The sequence below is a fragment of the Thalassorhabdus alkalitolerans genome, assembly GCF_042656525.1.
Lineage (GTDB): Bacteria > Bacillota > Bacilli > Bacillales > Marinococcaceae > Thalassorhabdus > Thalassorhabdus alkalitolerans.
This window is the reverse complement of record NZ_JBHSOZ010000007.1, coordinates 48465-72440: the sequence shown is the minus strand read 5'-3', so window position 1 is coordinate 72440 and position 23976 is coordinate 48465. Positions and strand designations below refer to the sequence as shown.

Here is a 23976-nt window from a genome sequence, read left to right as displayed (position 1 = left end):
ATATTAATATCATATTATTCTCACAAATACGATGTGTCAAGTAGGTTTTAAAAATAAAAAAAAGCTTTCGAAAAGAAAGCTTTTCAGATTTACTCCATTTCTTCCCCAGAATAATAACGAAGGAGTCCCTGATAAATAGAAGCCGCTACTTTATCCTGGTATTCTTCTTTGCTAAGCATGGAAGCTTCTTGTGGGTTCGATAAAAATCCAACTTCAATAAGCATCCCTGGAATTGCTGCTTTATCAAGAAGATATATATTGGAAATAGGCTTTGCCTCACGCTTAGTGTTTTCTAAATTTCTCGTCAGCTCTGCTTGCACGAACTTTGCAGCCAATTCATTATCAGGTACTGAGCGGTTATAAAACGTTTGTGCCCCGCTCCATTTTGGTGATGGTATAGAATTCAAATGCAGGGAGATAAACATGTCACTGCCTGTTTCATTAATAAGCTCCACTCTTCTTTTTAAATCGGATACTTTTCTGTTACGGTATCCCTTCACGTCCTCTGCGGCTAAATCATGATCCCCTTCTCTTGTCATAAGGACCAGCGCTCCTGATTCCTGAAGATAATCTCTAAGCTTTAATGAAATATCCAAAGCAATATCTTTTTCTAATAAACCACTCTTAGCTACAGCTCCTCCATCTACTCCTCCGTGTCCAGGATCGAGAATTATAATCCTGCCGGATAGGGGGAGCTGCCAGGTAGATAACGAATCGTCGCTATCCCAGTATATTTGTATAAGCCATCCAATGACGGCACAAGCTATAATGACGAAAGTCCCGATTAACCATTTTTTTACGCTCATAAGCCGCCCGTCCCCTTCCTCCATGCTTGTTTCATCTATATGAAAGGACGAGCGGGCTTATTCTTTTTATTGCAAGCGTAATAGCAACCTTGTTTTTCCAGTTTCAAATCCTTTTTCCCACCAGTGGACCACAAAGCCATCCACCGCTTCAAACATTTTTTCTTCTTTTGCTTTTGGGTCATGGACCCAGCCATACATAAAGTTATATAGTTCTTTCACAAGAAACTTCACTTCCCTGTTTGCCCGTTCTTTAATGGAAATGTCATCTTCTCCCCTTACTCCTAAACGGCTGTACTTTGCCCCAAGCAGGAAAGAATCAATAGCCAGGTCTACGCAGGCATCCTCCATAAAAGAATATTGAAAATGAAAATTCGGGAACACAGGAATGAAAAATGTTTCTGAAATGGATTGTATATCCTTAATAGACAAAGTGCGAAGTATTTTTTTTTCAAAATCCCATTCTTTCTTTCTTCGCCGCTCATTTAATGAAACGATTGTATTGCTCACTTGCATCCCCTCCTTGCCTTTATTATTTGAAAGGAGAGCCACTGCATGCAGTGGAAAAGAAGGAGGATTAGTGGCCGTGGAGGTGAAAATTAACCAATTATGAACCAAATAAAAAACAGGGGAAGTCCCCCAACGCGTGGGTTTTCCTTTTATATTTGTATGGTTGCTTTTTGCTGCATCCAGATAAGGGACGTCTCAAATAATTCTTTTTCAAAACAGTAACTGGAAAAAGTATGATCTGCTCCTGCAATATAAAACCATTCGACCGTTCCTTTTTGTCTTTCTTGAAGAGCAGATGCATATTTAGCTGTATTTTCTTTTGGAACATCTTCATCCTCTTCCGCATGAATAAGGAGGACGTTTTTTTCAAACCTCTTCACTGCTTTTAACGGGTCAAAAGAAGTTAAGGACTGAAAAAAAGGAGGCTTTAGATAAAAGCCGTCATAATCATAAGCTCCTTCTTTTTCTGCAATGATTTCCGCTTCCTTCCCAACAATGGATACAATGTCCTTATAAGGGTCCGCAACCGGAGACCAGAGAATGAGACGAGAAACCCTTTCGTCCTCCGCTGCTGTTAAAGAGGAGACTGCACCGCCCAGACTATGACCGATTACTGTGATGTCCATTTCATCTACAAAAGGCAAGTTACTAACGTAATCAAGAGCACCTTTGACTTCCCGAATTTTCCGGGTCAAAGTAATTTCTCCGTAGTCGCCTTCACTATCACCACACCCGCTGAAATCAAAACGAAAAACAGTAAATCCCTCATCCGTGAACTTTCTTGCTGCTTTAACAAACATTCTATGCTCCCCCACTTTGCTTCCTACAAAACCGTGAACTAACACTATAGCTGGGGTTTCTTCTTCCATCTTTTTATCAGGAACATGAACCACCCCTGATAATGACAAGCCACCTACTGTGAAATGTACACTTTCTTCCTTCATAGTGGTACTCACTCCTTTTTCAAAATACTCCGGTTTATGTTTAATTTTATATTAAGTATATTATTCTTATTTGTCAACTCGGAATTAAAGTGCCATTTATTTTCTTACATAAAATGCATGCCCCCAGCTTATCCTAATAGAAATTCAGTCTGAAGGAGGGCAAGCTATGAGATTTGATGTGTCTCTTGTGTCACGGGTAAGCGAGGATATAGAGGATTCTGCAAAAAGACTGAGGGAAATTGTGAATTCTCCACAGGAGCTTTCAGCGGAGCTTCAAAAAATTGAAAGCTGTGTTCGCTCTCTGCAATCCTTATCGGAGGGTCAGAATCAGGCAGGGGCCAATGCTGCCAATGCCCAGCATGCCCCAGACCAAAATCAGACCTAAGAAAATATGTTGAGGGTGCAAATTGATTCTCCTTTAAAAAAATGATCAGCCTTCGCACATGTAATTAAGGGTTACAAACGTGGCAGCGAAGAGGGTCTTCGTACTCCTTTCCCTTCGGACATTGCACTTCATGTTTGCAGCTGCATTTTTTACAGCTGTATACATGAGCAAGCAGTGCTTCCGTAGGAAACCCGCAGCCTGCGCAAGGTAAGCCTTTCTTATGTTCCGTTACTTCAAAGCCAGGGGCTGAACAAGAAGGACATAAAGAAGTAATCTTAGATACAAGATCCTGTGCAGCAAGTTCGATATTTTTCATGCGGGTGGGATTATACATAGCCCTCATGTCTGTTTCAATGCTCAGAAGCTTTGAAGTTTTTTTCCAAAAACCAAATGATGTATTAGCCGGCCTGGAAAGACTCTCTACTGCCCTGTTCAGCTCTTCAGTGCTTGTGATTCCTTTGATGATGTCTTTACTTTTCCTACTGTCATTACTTCTTTTCACAATGAGGCCGTGCTCTGGAAATCCAGCCGACTTCGCAAATTCTTCAGCTTCCTTAAATGATGCGATCTCTTTTTGGGCAGCGTTTGTATTGCTGTTGGCAGCATAGCCGATTATTTCAAATCCCTGTTTTTGATCAATACATACTATAAGCTCTCTGTTATAAGGCACGTGGGAAAAAACGGGGTGAGCTCCAAATGACCCTTCGCTGGCTATTCCGATATCTAAGCCCGTTTGCTTCATCGCAGCCATTGCTTTTTTTCTTGCTGCCTCAAGCTGGTTCCCCGCTCTTTTTACTTCTTTTGTAAACGTGCCAAAAGAATCTGAATCAAAGGATTCAGGAACAACTGCTTCAAGTGCAAGCTCATGTTCGAGTATCGGTGCTATCACTTCTTCTTTTTTATGCATTGTGGCTATCACACATTTACGGTTTAAAAAAAGCTTTTTGACATCCTCATTCATATTCTGCTGGTTATCTCCTTGTTATAAAATCATTGTCCGTTTGTTTATATTATATCCTGAATTCGCCTCTTTCCCTATTACATGTGTGAGCAAAAATAAAAAGCTTATGGACATACCCACACAAAAAAGACCCCCAACCATATTGGTTGAGAGTCTTGGAATGTAGATATATTAACGCTTTGAGAACTGAGGAGCACGACGAGCTGCTTTAAGACCGTATTTCTTACGCTCTTTCATTTATATTTTAAATACGAAGAAACTGGGGATAAAACCATTTGCGAAAAGCCTTATTTTATAAGCTTTTTTGCATTGAATAAAAATTGGATAGTACATCCTTATAAATGGCTGGTGGTCAGAATGTGGTCAAAATTAAATGGTATATTGTTTACTGTTATCTACGTTCATATGAGCTGTTAATGGTGGTAAAAGTACTTTTCGGTAAAAAGGCCCTCAACCAAATTAGTTGAGAGCCTTACTTCTTTAAAAAAAATTAGAAAAAACCTCGTGATATACCTTTAGTTGTCAGCATGTGGTCAAAGTTTCATCATAGCAAGAAGAGAGATGAAAACCCACTACTTTAGAGATAGTAGAAAAATTAAAAAGAGGGTCGGACGCATCCAACCCCCTTAAGTGAGCGCCGCAGCCACTCACCGCTATTAGTTATTATTATGTTATCACAGCCTGTACTTATACGTAAAGAGAAAAGTTTTGATCTTATATATAATTATTTAAGCGAGCTAACTTTATATTAAGGTCCGTACCATTTATTCTGTTACATATCGAAACTGGGACCTCTAACCTTAATTGTTCAGTTTCCTCTTTAAATTGTTTAATTATCCTCTTTAATTCTGTTTTATTGTACCCAAGTTTCTTCAGCAATAAAACAACCAGGATGAAATAATCAACCAAGAACTTAAACTCTATATTGGGAACCCCCACCTCAACGCTTACATATGTCTTAACAGAATTCATCGCATGGGTACCACCAGCAAACCTACAATCGAATATTACATTATTATGTGCAACAGAATTCCTTAACTCTTTTAAAGTGAAAATAATATCCTGTACTAAATTCCCATCATTCACAATAGAGGCATGTGTTAGCTTTATATTGTTACAGTTATCTATTCTAATCGGTTCATTTAAACACTTTAGAAAAAGCCCAAAGTTACCCATATCTAATATCTCAAAAACAGCCCATAGAGGCATTGTATCACCACGAAGAAAATGAGTTACTATCTCATTTTTAGGAAACTTATAACTAAACTCACTATCAATTTTTTTTCTTAATTTTAGTCTATCTTTCATCTTGGTATTATAATTTCTTGACCCTACAGGCTCAGACTTATAGTCCAAGAGAAAATGCTTAAATGCATGTTCCAGATCTAAACTTCCATATGGCACTAATGTATCTATCGTATAATTTTTTAAAGCCGTTTCAATTGTCATTATATGCGGATAAAGCAAAGACTTTAAATTCATATCAAAGTCATAAATTGCTTTTAATTGTTCAAATTCTGTTAAAGGAATAGGGTTTGTTTTTTGTTTAATAAAACGGTACCCTTTATAACCATGATAATACCCCATTAGCAATAATTCTCTTTTATGCCTACTACCTTGTATATTAATACCTTTATTATCTCTAAGATGACGCATCAATCCATCGGTTTTCTTCCCTTTTGTCAAAAGATAACCCCCTATTTCAATACTCATACAAATATATTACAACTTTCTATATATTTTTTTGAATTTTAATGTAAACACTTCAATAAACTAAAAAGCCTGTTCTTTCATAATATCAAAACGTTCGATAAGGAAATTAACATCAGAACTGAAGCAAGATAAAAGCCCTGTTTTTTAAGCATTTTGCGGCCAGTCCTTATACTGTTCTTTAGCTTCTTCCATAATTGCTTTTGTAATAAATATAAGTTGCTGTCCTTTAATTCCCTCGTTCATCAAAACTTTCTTAACCGACATGTTAACCTTGGCATAGATATTCTTGCGGTGTTCACTTGTCCAATCTTGACTCAGGTTCTTCTTTAATTCTTTCACTACCTTGTGAATGAGGTCTGCTAAAAACTTATTATCGAAGGCATCCATTTTTAATGATGTAATGGCTTTATAGAATTCAACTTCTTCATCGGATAATCCTAGATCCTTACGGAAGTCTGCTTCCTCATTGACTTCATTTTTCATGTCAGCCATCATTCGTACAACATCTGCTGCTTGTATAATGCGGTTATGGTAGTCTTTTAAGGTTTTCTCAAGTAGTTCACGCATTTGCTTTTCTTTAGGGCTATTCCGTTTGAAATTGACTTGAATATGGTCTTCTAGTAGTTTTTTTAGTAATTTAAGGCGTAGATCTTCGTGGTCTTCCTTCTGCATATCTTTTAGAAACTCTTCATCGAGAATGCTAATATCGGGCTTCTCAATACCTGCAACCTTATAAATATCAACCGGTTCTTTCGATTCTAAATGTTGGTCAATCAACGAATTAAGTCGTTCTTCAACCGTCTGGATTGACTTGAAATCATTATTTTGGGCTGATAGATATTTCCTCACTTGAATACGTACCATCTGATATAGAGTAACTTCATCCGAATAAGGAATTACCTTATCGATATGTTTGACCAACTTATATGCCTTCTCTAGTTTTACGCAATCCTCAACAAACGCTTCCGGATCTCCGTTTAATTGGTCATTAATAAGATCTGCAATCAAATCATCGCGACTTACTTTAGACAGAGAGCGCCAATCGTCGCGATGTTCGATATCACCAAAATACTTACGCACTTCTTCTAACTTATTATTAAAGACACCAATCGCTTGGTCTACATCTATGTCCATGTCATTAGTTGCATTATCACCTGTATATTGGTTAGTTGCTTCTTTCAGAGATGTTGCGATACCTATAAAGTCAACGATGAGTCCACCTTCTTTACCAGGGAAAACTCGGTTAACACGTGCAATCGCCTGTATTAAATTGTGACCCTTCATAGGTTTATCAACATAAAGGAATGAAAGGTTCGGAACATCGAAACCAGTGAGCCACATTGAAACAACAATAACTAGTTTAAGAGGATCGTCAGTTTTCTTTAAACGTCCTTTGACTTCCTCTTGCTCTTCTTTCGTCTTAATGTGGGCGTATTTACTACCTGGATTTATCCCTCTCCACGAGTCAGGGTCTTTTGATACATCACCAGTCATGATAACCTCTACTTCTGGACAGTTATCATGCTTCTTTAGTTCATCATACAAGCGAACGGCAACCTGACGACTCATACAAACAATCATACCCTTTTGAAATGGATCTGCAGCCTTGTTGAAATGATCTAAAATACTTTTAGAAAGTCTTTGGAGACGTTTCGGTGTTCCAACAACTTTCTCTAAAGCCGCCCATTTCAATTTGTAAGATCGTGACTCCTCATCATCAAGTCCTACCTCGTTGACTAAATCAGTAAATTCTTCATCTATATCAGCACCATCATAATCTAATGGAATCATCCGACTTTCATAATATAGTGGTAATACTGCTTTATCTTGTACGGCTTGAGCCATATCATAACGGTGAATAACATGCCCAAATATTTCTTCAGTATTATTACCAAGTAACTTAACTGGCGTCCCTGTAAAGCCCACAAATGAAGCATTAGGTAAAGCAAAACGTAGTTGAGCTGCAAACCCTCCCTCAAATCCACTTTGTGTTCGGTGAGCCTCATCTGAAATCACGATAATGTTCCTTCGTTCCGATAACACTGGGTGTTTAGCTTCGCCTTCTTTTAAACGGAATTTTTCAATCGTTGAAAAGACAATCTGTCCGCCTTCACCTCTAAGGATTCCTCGTAATTGGTCTGCTTTTTTCGCATGATGAATATGTCCAATAAGGCTCCGACCTTCTGAAAATGTGTCGTGGAGTTGCTCATCTAAATCATTACGATCCACCTGCACCACAACCGTAGGATTGTCCAAATCCTTGTGTCTAGACAATATTGCTGAATAAAATAACATACTGATACTCTTACCAGAGCCTGTTGTATGATACATCACACCAATTTTGTGATCACCGTTTGGGTGGGTCGCACGAATGGTTTCTTCTACTGCAAAATTCACCCCGAAGAACTGGTGATACTTTGCACCGATTTTTATTTTAGTGTCACCTTTATCTAAATAAACGGTGAAGTTACGTATGTAATTTAATAACCTGTCTTTTTCAAACAAACCATGAATTAAGGTACGCATGGTGTTGACTACATTATTATCAACATTGACACCATCTATTGTTTTCCAAGAAGCAAAAAAATCGTACGGAGCAGACGGCATCCCGTGTTTCGTTTCGATGCCATCTGATATAACCGTGAATGCATTGTATTCAAAAAGTTGGGAGATGTCATGGGTGTAATTACGGATTTGGGTATAGGCATCATAGACTGTCGCATTTTCCTTATTTGGGTTTTTGAGTTCAAATAAAATAATTGGAAGACCGTTCACATAAACCACGATGTCTGGGCGGCGGGACATACGACCTTCAATTGCTAACTGATTAACAACTAAAAAATCATTATTTTCAGGGGTAGTCCAATCAATTGGATAAACATGTTGGACTTTTTCTTCACCCTTATCCTCGTATACGAACTCAATTCCCTTTACACATTTTTGGTGAAAAACAAAATTACGTTCTTCCCAGCCAACTCCTTCGTTCATAATAATGAAATTTGCCAATCGGCTAATTTCATTTACAGGAATCATCGGGTACGTATTACGCAAAAAAAATTCCAGTCTTCCTTTTAGGACAACTTCTTGTACGCGTTCACGCTCTCCCCTCTGGAAAAGTTCCTGACCATGTAGATAAATGTAGTCTAGCCCTGTCAACCGTTCTATCGTCGTTTCTTCAAAATCCGATTCCATTAATCGACCCATGATTATCCCTCCCGTTTACTGCATTATGTTTTCTACCCTTTCATCGGCTTCGCATAAGTCGACTTCACCTGACAATAATTTTGGAAGCAAATAATCCTTTAATTGGTCAAGGTTATAATTCTCAACTATATTGCTTCTAATTAGTTGATAAAAAGGCTTAACCTTCTCTTCAAAACTCCTAATATGGTTAGGCTCATAAGGAAACTTTAGCGAATTCACCGTTGATTTTGTTATCGTATTAAAAACTGAACCATGCGACTGTTTTATCAAATTATTTATTGACTTCTTTATAGATAAAAAAGTAAACGTATCAAAACCATCTGGACTGCTAAACGCATAACAAGATTGGTTCATTGTCATTTCTTTCCCAACCATACTTATATTACCTATTGTGCCACGGGCAGAAATAACCGTTGAGAAAGCAGGAAGTAACTTAGTTGAACTATTCTTAATCCCTTTCTCTGTAACCGTTTTTTCGGTTTGCATAATTACTGGAGAATTTAAGTCCTTCACTGAGATCCATGGATATTCGCCTCCCCAGTATTCCTCAATCGAAGTCTTAGGTGTTCCACCACCTATTATATTTGAGAATTCTGAAACGCTAACAACTTCCCATCCTTCTGGAATCATTCCTATTTCCGATTCAACAAAATCCTCATCTTGGAATAGACTAAAGTTAATAAACCAGTGTTTGTAAAGGATCATAGCCATTTCTTCAAGGGTATAATTCATTTTTAGATTCAGTTCAATTTTACTTGTTACATTATCTAAAATCTCAACCACCTTTAGTTGGATTTCAAGAGGTGGAATTTCAATTTCCATTTCTTTAATAGATTGAATTGTAAGAGCTTTTTGGGTAGACCCTATTATTTGTTTATCAATTTCCCGCTTTCCATTAGGTGATTGTAACCAATAGTAAATATATTTATTAGATACCTCAGAAGAGAAGTTCTTGAACCATGTAAGATTTCCATCTTTAAAGTAAAATTCCTCACCATCTGCTACAATGTAAGGTACTCCAATTGTACCAACTGATGTTAAAAGAATATCTCCATGTGAAGGAGCTCCAAATTTTCCTTTTATCTCATTAAATTTTTCATTTGATATGTATAGCTTATCAGAGATTTCCTGACCATTATGTTTTTTGATGATCTCTTTGGATCGGTAAAAAGGGGTTCCCTCCTCAACATAATCTTTCATAAATATTCTTTTACTGGAACTAACTTCACAAATTTCCCTAATCTTTCTTCTTGAGTTATTCACATTAACCCCTCCAGATTTCTTTTTATCTTCTCTTGGAGGTTGTTCGACTGTATAAATTGCTCGAGTAACTTTGCTCTTAATTTTTCCATCTTTTGTTCAAAGGGTTCTCCATCATCCTCTATTTCCTCTGATCCTACGTAAGTACCTGGTGTTAACTTGTAATCATTATTTTTGACTTCACTAACAGCAGACACCTTACAAAAACCAGCAATATCTTCAACTTTTTCTTTATTAAATTTAAAGTTATGATAGAGATTAGCAATCTCTAATATTTCATCCTCTGATAATGCTTTTTGTTTACGACTCACTAATGAACCTTTTTGGCGTGCATCTATGAAAAGAATTTCATTTTTTCGTTCTCGATATTCACCTTTCCCATCACGATTCTTACTTATAAAGAATAAACAAACTGAAATTCCTGTTGATAAGAAAAGTTTATCAGGTAGAGCCACAATGCAATCAATGTATCCATTATCAACAAACCATTCACGAACAGGTCTTTCCCCTTTTTGGTTGGTTGTCATCGCACCATTAGCCATAACAAACCCTGCGAAACCATTATCATTTAAATGATAAAAGAAATGTTGCATCCACATATAGTTAGCACTAGAGTCCGTCACAGGACCTATTAAACGTGGATCATCACTTGATAGTCGATCTGCACCCCAGCCATCTTGGTTAAATGGTGGATTGGCAATAACGTAATCTGCCTTTAAATCAGGAAACTTGTCATCCAATAGTGAGTTTCCAAGACGAATATCTGCATTTAACCCGTGAAGTAAAACGTTCATCTTCCCTAATCGAGCAGTAGTTGTTACATTCTCCTGTCCATAAAAGGAAAGTTCATGACGACGTGGAGAGTATTCTTCCGACTGAATGAACATCCCTCCTGAACCACAAGCAGGGTCAAATACAGTCCCCTTAATTGGCTCTAACATACGAACAAGAAGGCTTACTACCGAATAAGGAGTGTAGAATTCTCCCCCTCTTTGTCCCTCCGTAGATGCAAATTCAGAAATAAAATATTCATAAACACGTCCAAGAACATCTACACTTCTCTCATCATTAGCGCTAAAAACATCACGAGAAAAAATTTCTATTAAGCCCGATACGTTTTCAGCAGGTAAATTACTTCCTTGAAATATTCGAGGTAACATCCCCTCTAAATCAGGGTTTTCTTCCTCTAATCGTTTCATAGCATTATCAAGGATTTCTTTTATGTTTGGTTGTTTGGCGTTCTTTAATATGTAAGACCAACGTGACTCCTCTGGAACAACATACACATTTTCGGACATATACATATCTGGGTCTTCTTTGATTATCTGTTGAGTTTCTTCATCAGAGGCGTACCAGTCACTTTTAGGATCCTTAACTAAATTGTCTATCTCCTCTTTACGCATGTCGTAACGATTAGATAAGTAACGTAGAAAGATTAGTGGTAAAACGTAATGTTTATAGTCAGCCGGTGCCACACTTCCACGCATGTTAGTGGCTGCATCGAATAAGTCTTTTTGAAAATTTATGTCTGCTTTTGCTACCATTTTCAAGTTCCTCCAAAAATCCATTTTTTGTAATTTATTATGTATGAGTTATCCCTTATTTTAACATATGTATATGAACGTAAGGCATAAAGGATAGAGGGCCGACACAAATCACAGAAATATCATTAAAATAATTTTTACATTCTGCTAGCAAATTATCCACAAAAGGCACACGTCCTTGGCCCTTAAAATGTTGACCTCTTTGATTTAATCTTATTATCACACTATCTTTTGGATTCCCTTAAATTGAAAAGGGTCGCCTAATTTAGCACCCTTTTCATTACTTAAATATTGTTACCTTTCCTTAGATGGACTCTCCTAAATAAGGCATAAGGCAATTATGTGCTACCGTAGTTACCTCTCAAGTTTTTGTCAACTTTTGTTGATACGCCTCTAATACCTCTCTTTTCGAATAATCACTAACATTAGAGAATAATTCTTCATTCAGCTTTTTTTCTGCTTCATCCCCTAGAATCTTATCGACCTCCTCGTGACCAATTGTCGTGATATGAGTATTATTCACTCCAGAAATTTTCAACAACTCTATTGCCACTTTCCAGCCATGTTCTTTTTCAATTTCTTTTTCCAAACGTTCAATTGCTTTTGGTAATATTGCTCTCATTTTGTCTATAGAGGCTCCCCACAACTCTTTCCTTCTTTTATTTAATTCTGCTCTGAAATACACATCATAATTTCTCCACTTTGTTATGGTAACCCTGTTCACTTCTATTACATTAGCCACATCCTGATCTGATTTACCTGCTATCAATAAATCAATAGCATTTAATTGCTCAATGGTTAAACCTTGTTCTCTTTTGTACCCCTTTGTAGCTTTAGGCATATATAAACGCCTCCTTACTTAATTATTAGATCTTCTTAGAAAAAGCATCCACCAACAAGCCACAATTCCCACTAATCCTCCTTAGTGATCATTCCTTACCCTGCCTTTAGTTTTAGCTTGTTAAAAACTGATCACACCCTTCCCACTAATCTCACTTACGTAAGTGAGATTAGTGTTAATAATAAAAAGGTGGATAAAGTCTTTCATTAACCTTTTAAGAGTGGGATTTCATGTTTTTGAGATTACTGGGGATAGTGGCCTTAGGGTTTAAAAGTATGTTATAACTTTTCCTCCCCTTTCCGAATGAATTTGTGACTTCTCTTTGAACATAATTTCTTTCCACTAATTCAGTGACCGCTGCTTCAAAACGGGCCACATTTTTAAAGGTGCCCTTTGTACCTTGAAAAGCTTCTCTCTTGGTATATGTTTCTTGTTCAGTCTTCAAAAAATGATTAAGAAGGTATTTCGCATCTTCTAAACCTTGATCCATTCCCATTAAGCCATAGGCAACTCTAGCATGTTCAACTAAGTAGCTCATTAGTTTTTTGGCATTTCTAAGAGTAATTAAATTTATCTTTGTTGGAATATTGTTTAAATCATCTTTAATATGATTTGCAACATGGAATAAGCCAGCAATACGAATAATTTGTCCAGCTAATTTGCTCCCCCACTCCTTCATATCTTGTAAAACTCCACCTTCTCTTAACATTTCCTCAATCTCCATTCTCATATCCTGTTCGAATAACGCAGCTTCCTTATCAAAAGTCAGCTTTATTTCTTTTTTAGGTTTGAAAAGTAGCATTTTTTTTAAATTCATTTGATAAGCAGCCATTACGTAATCTTTTATAGGGTTAGGATTAACTTTCCTATATCCTACCAGTGACTCAGGAAATGAGTATATAAAGCGTTGCATTAATCCCCTTTCTTTAAAAGCGAGCGGGAAGTCCCTAACCACCGATGGTTGGACGAAAATTCCAATTGTCAGACAAGGCTTTTGTAAAACGATTGGTTCTCTACCTATTCGATCAATAGGTGTATAATCCCCTGTATGCCCATTTAGATAAATTTCAATATTAGACTTCCCATCACTCGAATAGCGCCCAGCCATATTTCCTATTACCGCTCCACCTTCTCCTGACAATACAGCCATCTTTTCATTGTTTTCTGCCAATAATACCCCCAATTTTTCAGCAGTTATATCTCCTACTATATATCTTGGAACAGCAGGTAAAATTTCTTCTTCAATTTCATTTGTAAGGACCGTAATTTCGTTTAGAAGTGAATCGTCTCCTGCTCTACCATATTGTCTTTCCAGTACATCAAGCCGCTTGTGCTTGGCCTCTAATACTGCTTTCTTCTCTCTTATCTCAACTCGCAACCTATTTTGCTCTTCTTTTTCAAAGGTTGTTATAGGCTCCTTCAATAGATCAAATACAGCTGACTTTCTGTTACCTGGAGGAAGCGCTATTATTACGTAGGAATTTAGAGATTCACTCCATTGGGGTGCAATGCTTACAAAGAATTTTTTCGAGAGTATGGATGATAGCATAGAGATGGCTAACATGCCTGAAGCATCAGTTGGCGTTTGAGTTGCTTCAGCAACCTCTTCTATATAATCTCTTAGCCAACAAGGAAACACATCAACATGGAAGTTCGGTAATTCACCCTCTTTAAAACGAATAGGTTCTGGCCACTTTTGTAAGGCTTCCTCTTGCTGCCGTGATAGTTCCTCTATATATCTCAAAAACCTTCCCTCCTTTGTCTACGGGCTAGTTCCTTACCGGCTATGGAGTCAATAACTCTCTCGAGCTCTTTTACATTTAATGGAGGATATACTCTTGACTGATTCCATAACTTCATGATTTCTACCACTAATTCAGGAGTAATGTCTTTTTTTAGCAAATACCCGCATAAAGAAGCGGCGGAGTTATTTCGTTTACCGCTGTTCACGCCTCTAAAGATTTCTGTCCAGTACTCTGTGGGTTTAGCTTTCAATTTCTCATTTTTCGGACTAATGAGCATTTCTAATACCCAGTTAGGGGCGTTTGCAATTTCAAGTTGTAAAGGGTGACTTGATAATTCCCATTCATATCTTCCACTTGGAACAGTAGAAGGGGGAACAACTATATACCCCCCTTCTCCTCTAACATCAATAGATGGGTAAAAATCCACCTTATTTTTTACCCCTTCTTGATATTTGAACAAGTAATGACTTCCATTACTCGCAGTGATTCCCTGTACTGTTTCCGGTAACTTACCATATTGGTCTGTTAAGTATGATAAAGACTCGTACCCATCAACATTTTTAACATCTACATCAATAACAAAGAAATTATTCTTGGACCCTGTCGGCACGCCAATATTTGCTGTAGGTGTTTCACTCCACCATTTTTTTATCTGGTGTATATTTTTTGTGGCTTTATGAAATCCACCCTTATAAAGCGGCTCCTTACTTCCAGGCTTTAAAGGAAATACACTCCACCCTAGCTTATTTACATAAGCGATAGCTGCTCTTCCAATTTTTTTTGTATTCATCTAACCCCTCTCTCATTTCAAGACATGATTTTTACAACGAATTAAACTTAATCCACTTTTTTAAATCCCAGCGATTCAAACGAATTACTTGTCCCTTTTTGAAGTAAGGAATTTCATTTTTAGCAATGAGCTTACGGACTGTAGGTACACTTATTTTTAAATAATTAGCAGCTTCTTGAATTGTAAGTAACTCTTGATGATCGTTTTCTTCCCACACCTCTACCAATAATTCTTGAATTGCCTCTTTTAATTTTGCTTGATCAACTAATACCTTCCCTTCTGGAATTTCCAACTTGAAAGTCATTCTGCCTCCCCTTCTTCCTTTTTAATGGTTTGAGAACAAAGATCATCCAATTTCTTTTCCAGTGAAATAGCAATTTGTAGTATGGTCGAGTATCGAATCTTATTTTTGTATCCTTTTTCTATCTCCCCAATTGTTTTTCTTGAGACCCCAGATGCCTCCGATAATTTTGTGATTGTCCAACCCTTATCTACTCTTGCTAACTTCACCTTTTTCTCGTCAATTCGCAGAAATAAATGCTGATGTACATGTTTAGTAACTTTCACTAAATCCCACCTCTTATTCATAATGAGTACAAAATTATACTAACACCCCGTTATGAGTAATTAAAGTTGACTTTTGTATTCAATATGTATAATATTGCTATGTAATTACTCACTAGGAGGTTAAAGGATGTATGGACAACGTATACGCCAATTACGGAAGGAAAGGAAAATGACATTAAGGGAGTTAGCAGAAGAACTAAATATTCCATTTACAACCCTGGGAAATTACGAAAGAGAAGACAGGCAACCTAATTTTGATACTTTTGAAACTATAGCAAGTTACTTTAATGTAACCATTGACTATCTGGCCGGTAGGAGTGAAGACAAAACTATAGAGGAGAATTTATTTAGGGAAGACTTTGTTAATCTACAAGATATTTTACAGGATATAGAAGACCCTGAAACTAGAAAAACGGTAGTAAGTATATTTGATCAAATGTTCCTGATAACAAACTCTGAATTGAAATTAGGTAACGAAAACAAAAGAGAGTTAGAACTAATAAAACAAATAGTTCATTTTATTTTTAGATTAAAACAAGGATTAGGTTTTGGTAATCAAAATAAAGAACTTTTTAAGGCTAAAAGTGAATATGATTTTGCGTTAAAGTACATGTCTGAAAAAAATATTCTAGATAATTATTTTAATGAACTATTTCAAATCTATAGCAAAAGAGAATTTAAAGAAATGTGATATGTATTATTCAATTACAACGTCAAATAGTGATTAAGTTGTAGGAAATATATATAGAAATTTAGAATATGGAAACGCGCAATTAACAATTAATTACCACTTCATACTTAAACAAACATTACTTTCTTCATTTCTTAAAGGAGGTGATTGAGCTAGCAACTAAATAACAAATACTTTAAAACATTCTTAAAGAGAGGTGTAAGTGTGGCATCCTTCCAGAAGTACACTACCCAACAAGGTCAAAAGTGGATGTTTAAAATGGATGTAGGTATCAACCCTGAAACAGGACAACGAAAAACAACAACACGAAGAAATTTTAGGACTAAAAAAGAAGCACAAGTAGCCGCTTCAAAGCTTGAACAAGAAATAGCAAGCGGGTTATTTTTGCAAAACGATAGTCTCACTTTCAAGGAGGTATTTAACCAGTGGTATGAAAATCATTCGAAAACTATTAAGGTAAGTACAAAAAAGCGAATCGAATCGATGTTTAATAAGCACATATTGCCTCGCTTCGGTAAATTAAAAATTAAAGATATTACTCGTCCCTACTGCCAAGAAATGATTAATGATATTGCTCATTCAATTGCATCAGTAAATGACATCAAGATTCAAGCTAATCAAGTTTTCAAATACGCTATAAAAATGGATATACTCTTGAAGAATCCTTTAGACCATGTCACTATCCCTAAGCAGGCTAAAGAATTAGTTCATGAATCCAGTGATCGCGAAGAACGGAATTATTGGAAGAAAGAAGAAATAAAGAAGTTCCTCACTATTACAAATCAAGAATTGTCATTACGGGATCATGTACTCTTTCACCTTTTAATTTATACAGGGGCACGAAAAGGAGAATTATTGGCACTTACATGGGATGATATCGACTTTGAAGCGGGTTCTCTTCGTTTGTCTAAGACGCTTTTCTATTCTCAGGGCCAACATCTCTTTCAAACCTCTAAAACCAAGGATTCTAAGCGTTTAATTAGTTTAAGCACCCAAACCCTTTCCTTGCTTAAAAAATGGCAGATACAGCAGAAGGAAGAGAATTTAGCTTGGGGAAATCGTAATAAGGATGATATTGTCTTTACTCGTGATGAAGGGACTCCATTGCGCTCCGCTTACTTAAACGAAAAGCTCAATATTATCATCAAGAAACATACCCTGCACAGAATTACTATTCACGGACTACGGCATACACACGCTTCTCTTTTATTTGAAGCAGGAGCTAGTATTAAAGAAGTTCAGGAGCGGCTGGGACATTCAGATATTAAAATGACAATGAACATCTATACACATGTTACGGATCATTTAAAAGAGCAGACAGCCGAAAAATTTCATAGGTACCTTGAGCTATAAATATGTGGTCAAAAACTTTTCGTGGTCAAAATGTGGTCAAAAGTCATTTTCAAGCATAAAAAAGACCCCCAACCATATCGGTTGAGAGTCTTGGAATGTAGATATATTAACGCTTTGAGAACTGAGGAGCACGACGAGCTGCTTTAAGACCGTATTTCTTACGCTCTTTCATACGTGCGTCACGAGTTAGGAATCCAGCACGCTTCAGTGGCTGACGGAAGTCAGGATCCACATCAAGAAGCGCGCGAGCGATACCATGACGGATTGCACCAGCTTGACCAGTGAAGCCGCCTCCGTTCACGTTTACTTTTACATCATATTGACCTTCTGTTCCAGTTTCGTTTAAAGGCTGCTTTACAACAAGCTTTAACGTTTCTAGATCAAAGTACTCGTCCAAGTCACGGCCATTAACAGTAATGTTTCCGTCACCAGGTACAAGGTGAACACGAGCTACAGAATTTTTACGACGACCAGTACCGTAGTATTGCACTTGTGCCAAAGTTAATACCCTCCTTTTTTATTATCCGCGAAGTTCGTAAACTTCTGGTTGTTGTGCTTGGTGCTTATGTTCCGGACCTGCATATACGTGAAGCTTCTTCCCTTGCTGGCGTCCTAGGGAGCCTTTTGGAAGCATGCCTTTAACCGCAAGCTCAATAAGTCTTTCTGGCTTCTTGTCACGCATTTCTCCAGCAGTAGTCTCTTTCAAGCCACCTGGATGTTGGCTGTGACGATAGTATTTCTTATCGCGAAGCTTTTTCCCAGTCAAGTGGATTTTCTCAGCATTAATAATGATAACATTGTCACCAGTATCGATGTGAGGTGTGAATTGAGGCTTGTTCTTACCGCGAAGAATAGATGCAACTTCACTAGCAAGACGACCTAATGTTTGACCTTCAGCGTCAATTACGTACCATTTGCGTTCTACTTCGCCTGGCTTTGCCATATATGTTGTACGCATCGATGTCCCTCCTAAATCTTTCAATTATTAACGTTCGTCTATTTAACAATCATCATTTACGATTCATTCCGATTCCCGGGGCTAGTGGGAATTTGAAATGCCAAATAACATCATATAATATATGGAACCCAATGTCAATGCCTGTACACCAGGATGAGTTGCTTTTTTTCAGGTGCCTGGCACCTTTTCTGATTCTAATCAAGAATTGCTTCTGTAGCAAGCGTTTTATGCATTCCCCTGTTACACTCCCATTACAAAAGAGGAAGGTGCCAGGCACCTAATAAACTACTTCCCACAGAAACAATCCATGTCCTGGCACGGTTGGTCCGGCGGCTTCCCGGTCACATGCTCGAATAGCAGCTCCTACACTCTCAGGGCTCCGCTTCCCTTTGCCTACTTCAAGCAGTGTCCCTACGAGAATCCTTACCATGTTATACAAAAAGCCGTTTCCCCTGAACACGAAAATGAGCTCATCACCCTCTTGAAGAACCTCTGCTTTAAATATGGTGCGCACTTTATCTACGACATCAGTATTGGCGGCACAGAAAGAAGAAAAGTCATGCCTTCCGATTGTTTGACTGACTGCCTCACGCATAGCGTTTATATCAAGTTGATCAGGCACATAGTAGGTGTAGTGCCGGCGAAATACATCCTTTGCGGGTCCGGTCAGCACGCGGTACCGATACTCCTTTTCTTTTGCCCCGTAACGGGCATGAAACCCGCCTTCCACATATTCAGCTTCTTTAACCTGAATATCTCTCGGCAGAAAAGGAGTGAGCGCCTGGGACCACTTGTCTTCTGGCACAGCAAGGGGAGTGTCGAAATGAACGACCTGGCCGTATGCATGGACGGTGGAATCTGTCCTTCCTGAGGCTGTAACCTTTGTCTTTTTACCTTTATGAATCTTTTCAAGAGCATCTTCAAGACAGCTTTGAACCGTACGCTGTCCGGGCTGAACCTGCCACCCGGCAAAATGAGTGCCGTCATATGCTATTTTACATTTCACTCTTCTCATAGGGTTCCTCCAACTATCAGCCTCTTATGGCAAAAATTAAGATACCAAAGGCCGCAACAATGATACAAGCTGCGGTGTCCCGCTTCCTCCAGACTAACTCTCTCAGCTTTGTTCTCCCCTCGCCTCCGTTGTAACCCCTCGCCTCCATCGCATACGCTAAATCTTCCGCCCTTTTAAAGGCTCTCATAAACAAAGGGACAAGAAGAGATACAAAAGCCTGGGAGCGGTCTTTGACTGTTCCCTTGGTAAAATCTGCTCCCCTGGCCGCCTGAGCTTTTAGTATTTTCTCTGTCTCTTGTAAAAGAGTAGGGATAAATCGAATAGCAATGGACATCATTAAGGCAATATCATGGGCGGGCACACCAATCTTTTTCAATGGAGAAAGCATGATTTCAAGGGCATCTGTTAAATCAATAGGACTTGTGGTTAAGGTAAGTAAAGAAGTTATAAAAACGAGAAGGAATAAACGCATCGAAATGAAAAAACCCTGCTCCAATCCCCCTGAGTAAACAGTAAAAGCTCCAAAGGAATAAAGGAGCTCTCCTTCGTTTGTAAAAAAAGCATGAAGTAAAAAGGTAAATAAGATAAGAATAGAGATGGGGAGCATGCCTTTCCAAATGTAACGAATTGGAATACCTGAGATCGAAAATACAAAAAGGGCCCCGGCAAACAAAGTACCATAGCTTACCCAGCTATTAGCCAGGAAAATAACAAACACAAAGAGAAAAACGGCAATTAATTTAGCTCTGGCATCAAGGTGATGCATAAGAGAACGACCAGGGATGTACTGACCAATGATTACGTTTTGAAACATACTCATTTTCTTCCTTCCTTCCCTTTACCAATCTCTTCAGCAGCCTGTGCAGCCGAAAGCGCTTTAGAAGAAAATGCCACGTCCCATTCTTTTTCCAGCATATTTAATAATCGAACCGGCTCTGGAAGGTCTAAGTCCAATCTAAGCAAGTCCTCTTCTCTTTGATAAACTTCCTGAGGACTTCCGCTCATTACTATTTTTCCTTCATTCATCACGTAAATGTTATCCGCTAATCGAGCAGCTTCTTCCATTTGATGAGTGATCATAATAGTTGTAGTTCCCTTTTCTTCATGCCATTTCTTAAAGAGACTAATTATTTCCTCTTGTCCTTTAGGATCAAGACCGGCTGTCGGTTCGTCCAGGATTAAGATTTTAGGATCCATCGCCAGCACACTTGCGATAGCCACCCTTCTCATTTGGCCCCCGCTTAGATCAAAGGGAGATTTAGAAAGAATGCGTTCTGGAAGCCCTACCTTTTCCAGGAGAGCTGGAAGTTCTTTTTTTACAGCCACTACATTTTTGCCCATGTTTTTAGGCCCAAATAATAAATCTGCCTCCACGGTATCTTCAAACAACTGGTGCTCGGGATACTGAAACACCATTCCTACCTGTCGTCTGACAGCTTTTATCTCTTTTCGTTTTGCTTTCGCATGAAGGATCTTCCCGCCGACCAATACTCTTCCTTCCGAAGGTTTAATCAGACCGTTAACATGCTGAACAAGGGTTGATTTTCCTGAACCAGTACGTCCAATCACAGCAGAAAAGGATCCAGATGGAAAATGAGCCGAAACGTTATTAAGTGCCAGCGCTTCAAACGGCGTCTTTTTCATATAACGGTGTGTAACGTTCTCAAACTTGACCTCCATCTAAAACTCCTCCCTTAGCTGTAGAACCTTTGCTGCCTCCATCGTATGCCCTCTTTTATCCAGTTCAAAATAAAGCTCTAACCCAAAAGGAAGAGGAATACCTTTATCTTTCGCCCAGCTTAATTCTTCTATCATTTTCATTGGGGTGCTGTCTTTAATAATCGCTCCATCTTCTATGTAAAGGATTCTATCAGCAGCTAATGCGTCATGAAAGCTGTGAGTGATCATAATGACAGTGACCTCTTGTTCATGATGAAGCTTTCTAATCGTTTCAATTACTTCCTTGCGGCCTTTAGGATCGAGCATGGAGGTCGCTTCATCAAAAATCATTACCTGAGGATTCAAAGCCAGAATTCCAGCTATCGCTACTCGCTGCTTCTGACCGCCGGACAAGCGATGCGGCTCATAATCAAGCAGGTCTGTAATCCCAGTTTTAGTTGAAACATTTTCAATCCTTAATTTCATTTCAGAGCGATTTATACCGGCATTTTCCATGCCAAATGCTAAATCATCCCTGACCGTAGGTGCAACAAATTGATGGTCGGGATTTTGAAAGACCATTCCTACTCTTTGCCGAATGGTGGGAATATCCTCTTCATTTGCTGTTTCTTTGTTATCTATAACTACTCGTCCTTTTTCAGGAAGGAGCAATCCATTAAAGAGTTTGGCAAGAGTAGATTTCCCTGAACCATTAGGACCGATGACAGCCACCCACTCACCTTTTTGGACAGACAGTGATAGATCTTCCAGTATCCAATTTTCTTCCTCGGAGTAGCGGAAATAAATCTCATGAAAATTTGCTACGGCTGTCATGGTGGCCACCTTCTTTCTTGTACTTTAGAAAGCTTTCTTTGTTAACATTATTATTGTAATAGGTTAACAATGTAAACTCAATGATGCTTATTCATAACAACGGATCGCACAAAGCTTGTGATCTTTAAAAAAGGTCTCAGAGACAAGAGACAGACCTTCTGCCTACAAAAAAAGGGCACGGACAAAGCACCAACTTGGTCTCGTCCTGCCCTTACGGATCTATTAGATTACAAAAGGTATCAGTTACCTTATATTACACGAATTCAATAATAGACATCTCTGCAGCGTCTCCGCGGCGAGGGCCTACTTTAAGAATACGAGTATAACCGCCTTGGCGGTCTTCATAGCGAGGAGCAATCTCGTCAAATAGCTTTTGTACAGCATCTTTTCCAGACTCCTCATCAGCTGTTTCAAGACGGATGAAAGCAGCTGCTTGACGACGGGCGTGAAGATCTCCACGCTTGCCTAAGGTTACCATTTTTTCTACGATTGGACGCAATTCTTTTGCTTTAGCTTCTGTAGTCTCGATACGCTCATTGATGATTAAGTCAGTTGCCAAATCACGGAAAAGAGCTTTACGAGCAGAGCTGTCACGTCCTAGCTTTTGGTATGCCATGAATATTCCCCTCCTTTTTACTCAAACTACCTAAAAGGCGTCTATTCTTCATCACGAAGGCCGAGTCCGAGTTCACCCAGCTTTTCTTGTACTTCTTCTAATGATTTCCGGCCCAAGTTACGAACCTTCATCATATCTTCTTCAGACTTCTGGCTTAACTCCTGAACCGTGTTAATGCCTGCACGCTTCAAGCAGTTATAAGAACGCACAGAAAGATCAAGCTCTTCAATGGTCATTTCAAGGACTTTTTCCTTTTGGTCCTCTTCCTTTTCAACCATTATTTCAGCATTTTGAGCCTGATCTGTGAGACCTACAAAAATATTCAAGTGTTCCGTCATGATTTTGGCTCCAAGAGACACCGCTTCTTCCGGACGAATACTTCCATCTGTCCACACATCAAGTGTTAATTTATCAAAATTAGTCACTTGTCCAACACGTGTGTTTTCTACCTGGTAGTTCACACGAGAAACTGGAGTGAAGATAGAATCAACTGGAATTACACCAATTGGCAGGTCGTCGCTATTATTTCCTTCAGCTAATACATAGCCGCGTCCGCGTTTAGCAGTCATGCGCATATGAAGATTAGCTCCAGAGTTTAGAGTAGCAATATGAAGATCCGGGTTCAATACGTCAACATCACTGTCAAACGTAATGTCTTTTGCAGTTACGACCCCTTCACCTTGTGCATCAATTTCAAGAACCTTCTCTTCGTCAGAGTAAATTTTAAGTGCAAGCTTTTTTAAGTTTAAAACAATCGTAGTTACGTCTTCAACGACACCTTCAATTGTTGAAAACTCATGCAGTACACCATCAATTTGGACTGTCGTAACAGCAGCTCCTGGAAGGGAGGATAATAGGATACGGCGCAAGGAATTTCCTAGAGTTGTACCATAGCCACGCTCTAATGGCTCAACAACAAACTTGCCGTACTTGGCATCCTCGCTTAGTTCAACCGTCTCGATATTAGGCTTTTCGATTTCGATCATATATTTATACCCTCCTTCAAAACGTCGAAACTCCGGCAGACCTGCTTAAGCCTAACCGGAATTTTCCCTTAGGCAGTTTTTGACCACATTTCCATCCTTACACGTCAACAATACGTAAGACGTTTCCGTCCAATAAGTGTTGCGCCTTACCCATTATTAACACTTATAGGAAATTCCATACTTCTGTGGTGTTATACTCTGCGACGTTTTGGCGGGCGGCAGCCATTATGAGGTACTGGAGTTACGTCGCGAATGACGCTGATCTCAAGACCGGTTGCTTGCATGGAACGAATAGCCGCTTCACGACCAGCTCCAGGTCCTTTAACTGCTACTTCTACAGTTCTCATGCCATGCTCCATTGCAGCCTTAGCAGCTGTTTCAGCTGCCATTTGAGCAGCAAAAGGAGTAGACTTACGAGAGCCTTTGAAGCCTAGTCCACCTGCACTTGCCCAAGAAATTGCATTTCCTTGTGTGTCGGTGATTGTGATAATCGTGTTGTTAAAAGTTGAACGAATGTGAGCCACTCCAGTCTCTACATTCTTACGCTGACGGCGTTTACGAGTGTTTGTTTTGGCTTTTGCCATGTTAGACTGACCT

General features: G+C 38.7%; 25 protein-coding genes and 1 pseudogene. 3 read left to right on the top strand and 23 right to left on the bottom strand.

The annotated features are described in order from the left end of the window. Window positions 1-89: 89 nt before the first annotated feature. The 3 genes from cwlD to ACFPU1_RS13660 all read right to left on the bottom strand — a co-directional run bounded on the left by cwlD (window position 90) and on the right by ACFPU1_RS13660 (window position 2257). The gene (gene cwlD / locus ACFPU1_RS13670) at window positions 90-806 is read right to left on the bottom strand and encodes an N-acetylmuramoyl-L-alanine amidase CwlD (protein WP_385942121.1); all 717 of its coding nucleotides are present in this window, start codon (window positions 804-806) and stop codon (window positions 90-92) included. Window positions 807-872: 66 nt separating this feature from the next. Then, window positions 873-1313, bottom strand: coding sequence for a DUF2521 family protein (locus tag ACFPU1_RS13665; RefSeq protein ID WP_385942118.1), 441 nt, complete (start codon window positions 1311-1313; stop codon window positions 873-875). A gap of 149 nt (window positions 1314-1462) precedes the next feature. Continuing rightward, complete coding sequence (locus tag ACFPU1_RS13660) at window positions 1463-2257, bottom strand: alpha/beta hydrolase (RefSeq protein ID WP_385942115.1); 795 nt, start codon at window positions 2255-2257, stop codon at window positions 1463-1465. 166 nt (window positions 2258-2423) lie between these two features. Here ACFPU1_RS13660 and ACFPU1_RS13655 point away from each other — a divergent pair, with 166 nt between their 5' ends. Next, a complete protein-coding gene (locus ACFPU1_RS13655) occupies window positions 2424-2642 on the top strand; it encodes a hypothetical protein (RefSeq protein ID WP_054637100.1) in 219 nt (72 codons plus the stop codon). Window positions 2643-2706: 64 nt separating this feature from the next. Here ACFPU1_RS13655 and ACFPU1_RS13650 read toward each other — a convergent pair whose 3' ends face one another. The 11 genes and pseudogenes from ACFPU1_RS13650 to ACFPU1_RS13600 form a co-directional block, all read right to left on the bottom strand. Beyond that, window positions 2707-3603 (bottom strand): DUF6671 family protein, encoded by an 897-nt coding sequence (locus tag ACFPU1_RS13650; protein ID WP_385942112.1) that lies wholly within the window; start codon window positions 3601-3603, stop codon window positions 2707-2709. A gap of 171 nt (window positions 3604-3774) precedes the next feature. Further along, a pseudogene (rpsI, locus tag ACFPU1_RS13645) lies at window positions 3775-3840 on the bottom strand (30S ribosomal protein S9); the annotation flags it as partial. A gap of 477 nt (window positions 3841-4317) precedes the next feature. Then, window positions 4318-5289, bottom strand: a complete 972-nt coding sequence (locus ACFPU1_RS13640; protein WP_385942109.1) for an Abi family protein — start codon at window positions 5287-5289, stop codon at window positions 4318-4320. Window positions 5290-5460: 171 nt separating this feature from the next. Continuing rightward, the gene (locus tag ACFPU1_RS13635) at window positions 5461-8520 is read right to left on the bottom strand and encodes a type I restriction endonuclease subunit R (RefSeq protein WP_385942106.1); all 3060 of its coding nucleotides are present in this window, start codon (window positions 8518-8520) and stop codon (window positions 5461-5463) included. 15 nt (window positions 8521-8535) lie between these two features. Continuing rightward, window positions 8536-9783 carry a restriction endonuclease subunit S gene (locus tag ACFPU1_RS13630; RefSeq protein ID WP_385942103.1) on the bottom strand — a complete coding sequence of 416 codons (1248 nt, stop codon included), beginning with the start codon at window positions 9781-9783 and terminating at the stop codon, window positions 8536-8538. Then, window positions 9780-11324: a type I restriction-modification system subunit M gene (locus ACFPU1_RS13625; protein ID WP_385942100.1), complete on the bottom strand. Its 1545-nt coding sequence runs from the start codon at window positions 11322-11324 to the stop codon at window positions 9780-9782. The genes ACFPU1_RS13630 and ACFPU1_RS13625 overlap by 4 nt, the downstream gene beginning before the upstream one ends. 361 nt (window positions 11325-11685) lie before the next feature. After that, entirely contained in the window at window positions 11686-12165 is a 480-nt protein-coding gene (locus ACFPU1_RS13620) for a hypothetical protein (RefSeq protein WP_385942097.1), read from the bottom strand. 214 nt (window positions 12166-12379) lie between these two features. Beyond that, complete coding sequence (locus ACFPU1_RS13615; RefSeq protein WP_385942094.1) at window positions 12380-13909, bottom strand: YfjI family protein; 1530 nt, start codon at window positions 13907-13909, stop codon at window positions 12380-12382. Further along, window positions 13906-14700 carry a bifunctional DNA primase/polymerase gene (locus ACFPU1_RS13610; protein ID WP_385942092.1) on the bottom strand — a complete coding sequence of 265 codons (795 nt, stop codon included), beginning with the start codon at window positions 14698-14700 and terminating at the stop codon, window positions 13906-13908. The genes ACFPU1_RS13615 and ACFPU1_RS13610 overlap by 4 nt, the downstream gene beginning before the upstream one ends. 31 nt (window positions 14701-14731) lie before the next feature. Continuing rightward, window positions 14732-15004: a helix-turn-helix domain-containing protein gene (locus ACFPU1_RS13605; protein WP_385942089.1), complete on the bottom strand. Its 273-nt coding sequence runs from the start codon at window positions 15002-15004 to the stop codon at window positions 14732-14734. Beyond that, complete coding sequence (locus ACFPU1_RS13600; RefSeq protein WP_385942086.1) at window positions 15001-15267, bottom strand: helix-turn-helix transcriptional regulator; 267 nt, start codon at window positions 15265-15267, stop codon at window positions 15001-15003. The genes ACFPU1_RS13605 and ACFPU1_RS13600 overlap by 4 nt, the downstream gene beginning before the upstream one ends. A gap of 127 nt (window positions 15268-15394) precedes the next feature. Between ACFPU1_RS13600 and ACFPU1_RS13595 the strand changes: the two genes are divergently transcribed. Together ACFPU1_RS13595 and ACFPU1_RS13590 are read left to right on the top strand one after the other, a co-directional pair. After that, on the top strand, window positions 15395-15958 hold the full coding sequence (locus ACFPU1_RS13595) for a helix-turn-helix domain-containing protein (RefSeq protein ID WP_385942083.1): 564 nt from the start codon (window positions 15395-15397) through the stop codon (window positions 15956-15958). A gap of 249 nt (window positions 15959-16207) precedes the next feature. Beyond that, window positions 16208-17311: a tyrosine-type recombinase/integrase gene (locus ACFPU1_RS13590; RefSeq protein WP_385942136.1), complete on the top strand. Its 1104-nt coding sequence runs from the start codon at window positions 16208-16210 to the stop codon at window positions 17309-17311. Between the two features lie 106 nt (window positions 17312-17417). Here the strand turns inward: ACFPU1_RS13590 and rpsI (ACFPU1_RS13585) are convergent, their stop codons facing one another. The 9 genes from rpsI (ACFPU1_RS13585) to rpsK all read right to left on the bottom strand — a co-directional run bounded on the left by rpsI (ACFPU1_RS13585) (window position 17418) and on the right by rpsK (window position 23963). Then, entirely contained in the window at window positions 17418-17810 is a 393-nt protein-coding gene (gene rpsI, locus ACFPU1_RS13585) for a 30S ribosomal protein S9 (RefSeq protein WP_054637103.1), read from the bottom strand. A 21-nt stretch (window positions 17811-17831) separates the two neighbouring features. Continuing rightward, window positions 17832-18269, bottom strand: coding sequence for a 50S ribosomal protein L13 (gene rplM / locus ACFPU1_RS13580; RefSeq protein WP_100400607.1), 438 nt, complete (start codon window positions 18267-18269; stop codon window positions 17832-17834). Between the two features lie 277 nt (window positions 18270-18546). Next, entirely contained in the window at window positions 18547-19284 is a 738-nt protein-coding gene (gene truA, locus ACFPU1_RS13575; RefSeq protein WP_385942079.1) for a tRNA pseudouridine(38-40) synthase TruA, read from the bottom strand. 16 nt (window positions 19285-19300) lie between these two features. Beyond that, window positions 19301-20098: an energy-coupling factor transporter transmembrane component T family protein gene (locus ACFPU1_RS13570; RefSeq protein WP_100400954.1), complete on the bottom strand. Its 798-nt coding sequence runs from the start codon at window positions 20096-20098 to the stop codon at window positions 19301-19303. A 2-nt stretch (window positions 20099-20100) separates the two neighbouring features. Further along, complete coding sequence (locus tag ACFPU1_RS13565) at window positions 20101-20964, bottom strand: energy-coupling factor transporter ATPase (RefSeq protein WP_054637106.1); 864 nt, start codon at window positions 20962-20964, stop codon at window positions 20101-20103. Beyond that, complete coding sequence (locus ACFPU1_RS13560; protein WP_054637107.1) at window positions 20965-21777, bottom strand: energy-coupling factor transporter ATPase; 813 nt, start codon at window positions 21775-21777, stop codon at window positions 20965-20967. Between the two features lie 253 nt (window positions 21778-22030). Continuing rightward, the gene (gene rplQ, locus ACFPU1_RS13555; protein ID WP_054637108.1) at window positions 22031-22393 is read right to left on the bottom strand and encodes a 50S ribosomal protein L17; all 363 of its coding nucleotides are present in this window, start codon (window positions 22391-22393) and stop codon (window positions 22031-22033) included. 41 nt (window positions 22394-22434) lie between these two features. After that, window positions 22435-23379: a DNA-directed RNA polymerase subunit alpha gene (locus ACFPU1_RS13550; RefSeq protein ID WP_054637109.1), complete on the bottom strand. Its 945-nt coding sequence runs from the start codon at window positions 23377-23379 to the stop codon at window positions 22435-22437. A gap of 191 nt (window positions 23380-23570) precedes the next feature. Further along, window positions 23571-23963: a 30S ribosomal protein S11 gene (gene rpsK / locus ACFPU1_RS13545; RefSeq protein ID WP_054637110.1), complete on the bottom strand. Its 393-nt coding sequence runs from the start codon at window positions 23961-23963 to the stop codon at window positions 23571-23573. Between the last annotated feature and the right edge of the window lie 13 nt (window positions 23964-23976).